The sequence below is a fragment of the Mesotoga sp. UBA5825 genome, from assembly GCF_002432955.1.
Classification (GTDB): domain Bacteria; phylum Thermotogota; class Thermotogae; order Petrotogales; family Kosmotogaceae; genus Mesotoga.
Genome location: NZ_DJHG01000074.1, coordinates 1 through 8,752, shown reverse-complemented (window position 1 = coordinate 8,752; position 8,752 = coordinate 1). Strand labels below are relative to the sequence as shown.

Here is an 8,752-nt window from a genome sequence, read left to right as displayed (position 1 = left end):
TTAATGTCGTAAACGAGCTTCATAAAGCCCGGCAAGGAGTGGATTCCATCCATAATCATCTCTACGGAGAAGGGAAGCGACAGCACAGCTCCCACACAGCCCAGATCCCTGTGGTGAAGAGTATTCATTCCGTTCGGAAAGTGCGTGATTCTATCGCAACCTTGATTATATGCTCTTTCCATGTCATCAAAAGATGCATCTGTGTGGCCTAGCGACACAGTAATATTTCGTTTTTGTATTAGATCTTGCGCCTGTGAAAAACGTTCCAGTTCTGGAGCTATAGTAATTAGCCTTACCGGCTCTATGAGGGTCTCTTCTATCTCCTCAAGATTTATCCTTCTTATAAGTTCTGGATTCTGTGCTCCCTTCCTTTTGAGACTTAAGTAGGGGCCTTCATAATGAACTCCCCCTACCGAAGTCTCCGGATTGTCGTCCAGATAGTCTTTAACCGTTCTGGCTGCGGAAAGGACAGCCGAAGGAGTCGAGGACATCGTGGTTGGAAGGAAGTAAGTCACTCCTTGAGAATAAAGAAACTCTTCCCACTTCCTGAGACCTTTCTCATTCATGGAAAGCGCGTCAACTCCCACAGAACCGTGCGTATGGGGATCGACGAATCCCGGCATAATTATCCCCTCGTACTCCATGGTTCCGGTAATCCGCTCCACTTCAGAGATCACGTTTCCTTCTATCTTTACTCTTCCAACAAACTCACCGTCTATTGGATCTACAACCAACACGTTCTCGAATCTCATTTATCCCACCTACTATCTCTGTTTTTTTTATCATGGCCAGGTTATCTGACTGCCAGTGGACATCTTTCCTCTTCCCATGAGAACTCTTTCATCGAGATCGAAGATGCCTCTGTAGTACGCAGAATAGACTGCAAACCACTGCAAGGGGATCATCAGAAGGAACGGGGCAAACAGCGGATCGAAGTCGCCATAATCCTTTGCGTCGAACCGAATAACCTCTGCGCCATTAGATTCTGCAATCTTTATAACTCTCTCACTCATGTCTCTCGATTCGTCAGTTCCAACAAGGAAGACCATTACAGGCTTATGGCCGTCTAGTATTTCGGCAGGGCCGTGTCTAAATTCGGAGGTTTCCATGAAAGAAGCGTTGATTCTCATGTTCTCCATGAATACCGTGAGTCCAAATTTGTAGCCTATCGCATAGGCCGCTCCACTTGCAAGAACATAGAAGAGATCGCAGTCCTGATACTTTCTTGCGAGTCGATAAGCCCTCGGTTCCTCTTCCTTGTAGATCCTGCCTAAAAGTTTTGGCATCATCGCTATCTGCTCCAACTGCTTTGATACGTCTTTTCCCTTTAGTCTCGCGATTTCGAGACTGAATATGAAAGCTCCCGCAAGAGGTAGAATGAATAGGCCATTCGAGTTGTACACGATTGCCTCGTCTGCTTCTCTTGCAAGTATGCTGTCTGGTTTACTTGTGAATGCAATCGTTGTAGCTCCCTTTTCATTGGCTAATCTCAGCGCGGCTGCCGTGTCTTCGGTATTCCCCGAAAAAGAAGCAAGTACCACAAGCGCCTCCTTATCAAGCCTTGCAGGGTTCTCCCAAATGAAGTCGTAGCTCTTGTAGTATTTCGAGGGCACATCAGTCATCTTGTTAAGGATATAATCCCCAGAGTAGAGGTTACACCAAGAATTGCCGCTTCCCACCCAGTAGATCTGCTTATAACCTTTATCTAAAGCAGTTTTTGCCAGCTCCTTAATCCTTCCGGCATCCTCTTCGAGAAAGGCAGAAAGGTCTTTCTCAAGAGATGGGGCTGTAAACAATATGCTCTGTTTCGCATCCGTCAAAAAATCATCCAGTGTCAATCCAAACACCTCCAAATATCTATCAAGAAGTTTAATCACTTTCTCGGTGCTGCACATGATTCCCTAATTACCAGCTTTGTAGGAAGTCTGGTAAGCTCCGTTTCGTTTCTCTGACCTCTTATACTCATCAGAATTCGTCTGGCAGACAGGTTCCCTATCTCTCTCGTATTCTGAGCGACCGAGGTTATTGGTGGGTTAGCCAGGTCAAACCAAACTATATCGTCAAAGCTCACAACGGACAAATCCTCTGGAACTCTTATTTCCATGTCCTTTGCAGCTAGAAGCAACCCCGCAACCATGTAGTTGTTTGTCGCAATAACTGCCGTCAGGTCCTTGTTGCGGCTTAAAAGCGACACACCGCTCTTGTAAGCGCCATCTACTCTGAACCCTCCGAGTTTTATCCAGGAAGGGTCTGGTTCTATTCCGTGCGCCTCAAGCGCTTTCTGATAACCCGCAATTCGATCGTAGTTGGTGCTGATATCGAGAGTATCCGACAGGAAGCCTATGTTTCGATGGCCAAGTTCCAGCAAGTATTTGGTCGCCTCAAAGCCACCACCAACGTCATCGCTGACTACCATGTCTACGTCTAGATCTTCAATAACCCTGTCAATGAGAACGATCGGGGTCTTTGCTTTGACCAACTCTCTCAGATGGTCGGAGTTAGTTCGTGAAACGGGAGCGAGAATCAATCCATCTACTTGCTTCTGAAAGAACTTATCTATAGAGGTTATTTCAACATCTAGTCTTTCATCTGTACTCGTAACAATCAGACTGTATCCTTCAGGTACTATTACATCGCTTATGGATCTTGCAATTGTAGAGAAAAAGGGATTCTGAATGTCACCTACAATCAATCCTATGTTCTTAGTCTCTCCAGTAACCATGCTTCTCGCAATGTAGTTCGGCTTGTACTTGAGTCTCTCGGCGACTGCTAAGACCTTCTCTTTTGCTTCTTTGCTGACATATCCGTACTTTCCCATTACTCTAGCCACCGTTGCCCGGGAAAGCCCTGTCTCTCTTGCTATATCGTCCAGCGTCGCTGCCATACTCAATCACCTTCCAAGAATACTCGCGGCAAATAAATACCGCGTTGTGATAACGGTATCATATGCTTTGATCTATTCTAGCTTATTCTCTTAAGTTATGTCAAGTTTACCAACATTGACTAAATTACCTCCTAAATTGACTGTTCGTTTTTTTGTGTTTTGTGGTTATAATGGTATTGTATGAATTAGTGAGAACGCTCTCATGATTGTTCTTTGGGTTTCCTGGAGCTTTTTGTTTGATTTGATCTTGGAGGTGCATCTTTGCAGACAATTAAAAGTTTTCAAAAAAGGTTTGACAGCACTCTTCTGAAGGCTGCCGCAACAAGGCGAGAGGCGGAGATTTTCATTGAAGAAAGTGTTGCTTGCGATTTCAGAGCGGTTGTAGTTCCCTGGTATTTGATGGACAAAGTAGTAGCCAGCGTTCGGGGTAAAGATATCTCGGCGGCTTGTGGATCGGGCTTCCCTTTCGGATTTGATTCAACCGAAACCAAGGCTTATATGATAAATGAAGCTCTGGCACTAGGTCCTGAAGTCAGGGATATTGACATAACGGCAAACATATCGGCAATGAAGTCGGGTGACTGGAATTACTTTGAAGAGGAGATCTCATATCTTTCAGGACTGCTTAAGGGTATTACCTGTAAAGTGATCATTGAAGTCTCTTATCTCGAAAGTAAAGAGATAGAGAAGGCTTGTTCTATACTCCTTAATCTGCCGCACGTTGATTTTGTGAAGACAGGAACTGGATATGGCTCCAGAGCAACCACAGTCGATGACGTCAAGACAATCAAGAGCGTTGTTGGAGACAAGAAGGGAATAAAGGTATCCGGCGGAGTGAAGACCCTATCTCAGGTAGAGGATTTCGTCGCTGCTGGAGCGGATATCTTTGGTTCAAGCAGCGCCATAGAGATCTACAAGGAATTTGTCGACAAGTACCCAGGGCGGACCGATCTGCCATGAAAGAGCAAAGAATCAAATGGAGGTATCTATGAGACTGTTTATTGATGACGGAAACGTAGAAGCTATAAGTGAATTGTTCGATCTAGGATTCTTCTCCGGAATCAGCACTAATCCGAGTATTTTGAAGAGAACTGGAAGGAGGCCTCTTGAAGTCATTCAGGAGATGTTGAAGAGATTCTCTGGCTCTCTCTTCGTTCAGTGTGCCTCAAGAAACTACGACGAAGTGATAAGAGAAGGAAAGGAGCTCTTCAAACTCGATCCCAAAAGGATAATACTCAAGATTCCCTTCTCCAGAACGGGCATTAGAGTTCTAAGAGAATTCAAGCAGCTGAAGATCCCTGCCCTGATTACTGGTGTTTTCTCGGTGCCGCAGGTACTAATGTCAGCCGAAGCAGGTGCCGATTACGTTGCCCCATACGCAAACAGAATAGAGAACCTAGGGATTGACCTCTCGGTTGTGGAGAGTATGCAAAAGGTTATTACAAACGGAGATTATGAGACTAAGCTCATCGCAGCAAGCTTCAAGACCCTAACTCAAATCTCTAAAATGGCTGAACTCCCAATATACGGTATGTCGCTTCCCGTAACTATGTACGGTGAGTTCTTTGCACACAGCGGAACACTGAAGGCCATTGATAATTTTGATGCAGACTGGGATTCAATAAAAGACCGTGAATGGGTTCCATTTAAGTCCTGAGTTCTATTTGCGGCCGAAAGAGAGGTTTTATCTTGAAGTATATAATGGCTCACGACCTTGGAACGACAGGCGATAAGGCAACTCTATTCAGTGAGACTGGAAACCTTGTGGCTTCGTCCTTTTTCGGCTATGAGACTTTCTATCCCGGCCCAGGAATGGTTGAACAAGATGCCGAAGTGTGGTGGACTTCCTTCTGCCGGGCTACTTCAGATCTTGTCAGTAAATCCGGAATTTCCGCAGAAGATCTCTCGGCCGTAAGTATAAGCGGTCAGATGATGGCGGTTGTACCTGTAGACAAATCCGGTGGATTGCTCAGGAGAGCAATAATCTGGGCAGATTCAAGAAGTTCTGAGCAAGTGAAAGCTCTTCTCTCGACTTTCTCAGAGAGTGAGATCTACAGAATAACCGGTTCAAGGCTCTCTCCAACTTATCAGGGACTGAAAATCGCCTGGCTGAGAATGAACGAGCCGGATGTATATGAAGGTACATACAAGTTTCTTCAAGCAAAGGATTACATAAACCTGCGCCTCACCGGCAAATTCGCAACTGATTTTTCTGATGCGGTTATGACGTCTCTATTTGATATCTCGAAACTCTCGTGGTCTCCCGAGATGATCTCAGCCCTCAAAGTCGACAATTCGAAATTACCCGAGGCTCTCCCCTCAATTACCGATCTTGGGAAGATTAAGTCTGATGTGGCCAGAGATCTTGGTCTCTCTGAATCCTGTAGAGTGATTCTGGGGGCTGGAGATGGCTGCAGTGCAGCTGTAGGGGCAGGTGCTGTTGAAGTCGGCGATACTTATCTCTATCTCGGATCTTCATCGTGGATCTCAACGATAACGAAAGAACCCTTACTGGATAGGCAAATGCGGGTTTTCACCGGAGCCCATGCGATCGAAGGACATTACTTCCCCTCGGGAACCATGCAAGCCGGTGGCAGCTCGTACAGCTGGATTAAAGACATGCTGTATGGGGATAACTTCCTGTATCGGAACGAACAAGACGTTTACAGCTATCTGGACAGAGTGCTGCTCGATTCTCCAAGTCACGGCGAACCGATCATCTATCTTCCATATCTGCTGGGTGAGAGAAGCCCAATCTGGGACTCCAATGCCAGGGGAACATTTATTGGTTTGTCTGCCTCTCACAAGAAGCTAGATATGGTCCGGGCCGTTATCGAGGGCGTTTCAATGAATCTCAAATGGATTCTCGATACCCTGGAGGAGTCTCTGCCAATCACCAGTATCAGGGTAATCGGCGGAGGAATAAAGAGCAATATATGGAAGAAAGTTCTAGCAAACGTTCTTGGAAAGACACTGACCGTTCCGGAAAACGTAGATGAAGCAACCTCAATCGGAGCAGCGATAATTGCCGGTGTTGGTTCGGGTCTTTTCAATTTCTCGGCGGTTCGCAGATTCATTGAAGACGTGGATAGGATTGAACCGGTCCGGGATGAGCAAGAGCGCTACCTGAAACTGTACAGCCTCTTCAAAGAGTCGTACTGTTCCCTCAGGAAGACTTATGAAGGGCTTGCCGGAATCAGAAGGGGCTAAGCTCACTTAACGGGAGTTGTCCAGAACAGGGCGCCGCAGCCAAAGTCCAGCTACATCCGCGGCGCCCTGTTTATTCTTTGTAGCTTTTAGAAACAGACTTCCCTTTCTTCACAAATTTGAGAAATCAATTTCCTAATCTACCAGCTTTTTGAACACACGATGTTCAAAACTACCGACTTTTCGACGAAACAATTCTCAAGTCGGCCTCTCTCGGGGGTTCAAAACTGCATTTTTTAGAGGTCAGTTCCGACAATGATTTGTGCATTTTCTATTCACTCACTAAAACTTTTGAACATCTGCTATCTTCCTCTATTCCATTCAAAAACCTTGCGATTCTTCTCTTTGCGCTAAAACAAACGGTTACAGACGTTGAATTATGAACAAATTTGTATTTCTTTCCCGGAGTGGTCTCTGGGACTTTTCTACACACTTCGTTCAAAGCCGGAAAGTTATGAACATGCAGTCAATTCCACCACAGCAAAGCGTTCCAAGGGTTTTCAACGAGTTTTGAACATACCTAATTATTATTATTTATAAAGATATATAGGATGGAAATAAAAGCAAATTACTCTCCTCATGGGACACAAAGAACACAAAGCAACTCCTAATTCTTGCTTATGCAACCATTTCAGAATGAGAATAAATCACAGACATTAATAGCCGAAAACGGCTTATCAAAATCTATAGATTCATGCTTAATGCCATAAGAGAAGTCAACTCTATTCAAATCGACAACAAATAGCGAGGCACAATCATAGGTTCTGAAATAAAGTTTAAGATTCTTATTGCCTTTTATCGTAACCCATTGAGTACTTTCAAAGGATTCCGTACTACTTTCTTCCCTTTTCGAAACTCCTGCGGGAATATCTACTGTGTTTACGAGATGAAGGGCAAGCATTACTCCCTCCTCTTCTGTCTCAACTGAATTAGAAAACTCTCTTAAGAAACTTATCCTAACAAATCTAGAAGGAGGGGTTACGTCTCCCGGAATTCCAACATAACCACTGCCAAAACCAATTCCCTTATACGTTATTCCGTTTATCTCTGTTTCTTTCATATAAGGGCTTAGATTCACATAATTCCTCAAATTAGACAGGTGCCACGGAAGTTCAGGAGAATTTGTCAGAACTCCATTTGGATTTTCGTAAACAATCACCTCACCATCAGTAAATTCAAGAACCATACTTCCGCCGGAGCTGTCCTGTAAAGACAAATGAAGAGGAGGTACTTCCTGGAGCAATTCATTCACTTCTCCCCACATGGTTAACTCGCTGAGAGCTCTCTTCAAAGAATCAAGATTGTCGAAATTCACAAGAATCCACGCCGGAAGATCGAACAACTCTATTACCTTCGAAGGATCTGAAGAGGGGACATCCTCTTTATACTCAGTTTCTGGCAATCAAAGGGCACTCAAAGACAAACCCTTCTCATTAATTCTATCTGCAATAGCTGTCGAAAGACCAAAGGCATTCAAACTCACAAATCCATATTTACTTTCCCAGGATATTGCTTCAAAGCAGTCTGACATATGACTGCTGAAACTGTCGCCTCTGTTGAAAAAACAACTTTAGAATCAAGAACATGCGAAAACTCCATGCTTCTGCCTGAAATAACCAGTCCATTGTTCTTTTCAGACGAAAGAAGGAATTCGGTACATCCTACGAAACGGAAAACCAACACAACAATAACTAATGTCAGTTTTCTCACTCGTTTACCTCCTCTGGCGGTTGAATTGAAGGCTACAAAATGAATTCTAAAGCAAGCTCTTCCGATAAGCAAACTGTTCAGACATTTTCAAACAGCAGATGCAGAGAATTTCATTTTGATTCAAGCAGTAAGAGACATTTCCGGAGCCAAACGTAATCATTATGTACCCATACTTTTCTCAGAAATAGAATTATAGACAGTAACAGATAAATAAGAATGGGAATGGGGTTTGCAGCCCACTCCCGTCTAGCTTTATAGACTACTTATGTGGACGAACAAAAGGAATAAATACAGACTCTATTTTTCTGACTCCTTGCCGATAAATGCCAACACTATGTGGTTCGTACCGAAAACCAGCAGAGTAATTCCGATCATTATCGCAACAGAAAGACCTGCAATTAAAGGATGCAGGACAAGAATTACACCGCCAATTAGAACGAACACGTTTAATGCTATACTTAAAAAGTAAATTCCCTTTCCGGCAGGTTTTAGCCCTTCGGCGTTTATAAGATTGTTGATAGCATCGACTATAAACCATATAGCAATAATAAAAGCAAATACATTCGCTGCAAAGAGAGGCCTAAAAAGGAATATGATTCCGGTAATAGCCAACAATATCCCGAGTATCAAGGCAAAAAACACCTTTGCACCGGTTCTGTCCTCCAACTTAAAGAATGCAACTATCAACATGATCCCTCTTACAAGAACTACTATACCAAGCATAATTGCAAGGGTTAAGAATGTCGACAGAGGATGACTCAAAGAGAAGACTCCACCAATAACAAGAACGAAACCTACGAGAAGAGAAATCCAGTCAAATTTCTTTGCTTCTGCCATACCATCGCCACCTTTCCCCATTCGTAAGAGAATGGTCCTATTGTCTTGAGTTTATCACTTAATCTTCTGAAAACAGCTAAACAAGCGCAAGTATTTTCAGAAACGAAGAATTTT

At 43.9% G+C, this 8,752-nt stretch carries 9 protein-coding genes; 3 read left to right on the top strand and 6 right to left on the bottom strand.

What is annotated here, in order from left to right; translation table 11 throughout:
- From B3N33_RS07450 to B3N33_RS07440, 3 genes are all read right to left on the bottom strand, one after another.
- Positions 1–752 (bottom strand): amidohydrolase family protein (locus tag B3N33_RS07450; protein ID WP_292592780.1); only part of this gene is annotated, 752 nt, incomplete at its 3' end.
- A gap of 30 nt (positions 753–782) precedes the next feature.
- Entirely contained in the window at positions 783–1,847 is a 1,065-nt protein-coding gene (locus B3N33_RS07445) for an SIS domain-containing protein (RefSeq protein ID WP_292592784.1), read from the bottom strand.
- A 26-nt stretch (positions 1,848–1,873) separates the two neighbouring features.
- Complete coding sequence (locus B3N33_RS07440) at positions 1,874–2,884, bottom strand: LacI family DNA-binding transcriptional regulator (protein ID WP_292589001.1); 1,011 nt, start codon at positions 2,882–2,884, stop codon at positions 1,874–1,876.
- 261 nt (positions 2,885–3,145) lie between these two features.
- Between B3N33_RS07440 and deoC the strand changes: the two genes are divergently transcribed.
- The 3 genes from deoC to B3N33_RS07425 are packed head-to-tail and all read left to right on the top strand — an operon-like array spanning position 3,146 to position 6,094.
- Positions 3,146–3,844: a deoxyribose-phosphate aldolase gene (gene deoC, locus B3N33_RS07435; protein WP_214061534.1), complete on the top strand. Its 699-nt coding sequence runs from the start codon at positions 3,146–3,148 to the stop codon at positions 3,842–3,844.
- A 28-nt stretch (positions 3,845–3,872) separates the two neighbouring features.
- A complete protein-coding gene (locus B3N33_RS07430; RefSeq protein ID WP_214061533.1) occupies positions 3,873–4,541 on the top strand; it encodes a transaldolase family protein in 669 nt (222 codons plus the stop codon).
- 32 nt (positions 4,542–4,573) lie between these two features.
- Entirely contained in the window at positions 4,574–6,094 is a 1,521-nt protein-coding gene (locus tag B3N33_RS07425; RefSeq protein WP_292592778.1) for a xylulokinase, read from the top strand.
- Between the two features lie 628 nt (positions 6,095–6,722).
- On the opposite strand, the gene B3N33_RS07420 is transcribed toward B3N33_RS07425, so the two are convergent.
- The 3 genes from B3N33_RS07420 to B3N33_RS07410 all read right to left on the bottom strand — a co-directional run bounded on the left by B3N33_RS07420 (position 6,723) and on the right by B3N33_RS07410 (position 8,638).
- Positions 6,723–7,433, bottom strand: coding sequence for a linear amide C-N hydrolase (locus B3N33_RS07420; protein WP_292592782.1), 711 nt, complete (start codon positions 7,431–7,433; stop codon positions 6,723–6,725).
- 137 nt (positions 7,434–7,570) lie between these two features.
- Entirely contained in the window at positions 7,571–7,801 is a 231-nt protein-coding gene (locus B3N33_RS07415) for a hypothetical protein (protein WP_214061529.1), read from the bottom strand.
- Between the two features lie 297 nt (positions 7,802–8,098).
- Positions 8,099–8,638, bottom strand: a complete 540-nt coding sequence (locus B3N33_RS07410; protein WP_214061528.1) for an HdeD family acid-resistance protein — start codon at positions 8,636–8,638, stop codon at positions 8,099–8,101.
- Positions 8,639–8,752 lie beyond the last annotated feature (114 nt).

Coding starts and splice junctions, on each gene's coding strand:
- B3N33_RS07440 (WP_292589001.1), bottom strand. CDS start 2,884: ATGGCAGCGACGCTGGACGATATAGCAAGAGAGACAGGGCTTTCCCGG.
- B3N33_RS07430 (WP_214061533.1), top strand. CDS start 3,873: ATGAGACTGTTTATTGATGACGGAAACGTAGAAGCTATAAGTGAATTG.
- B3N33_RS07410 (WP_214061528.1), bottom strand. CDS start 8,638: ATGGCAGAAGCAAAGAAATTTGACTGGATTTCTCTTCTCGTAGGTTTC.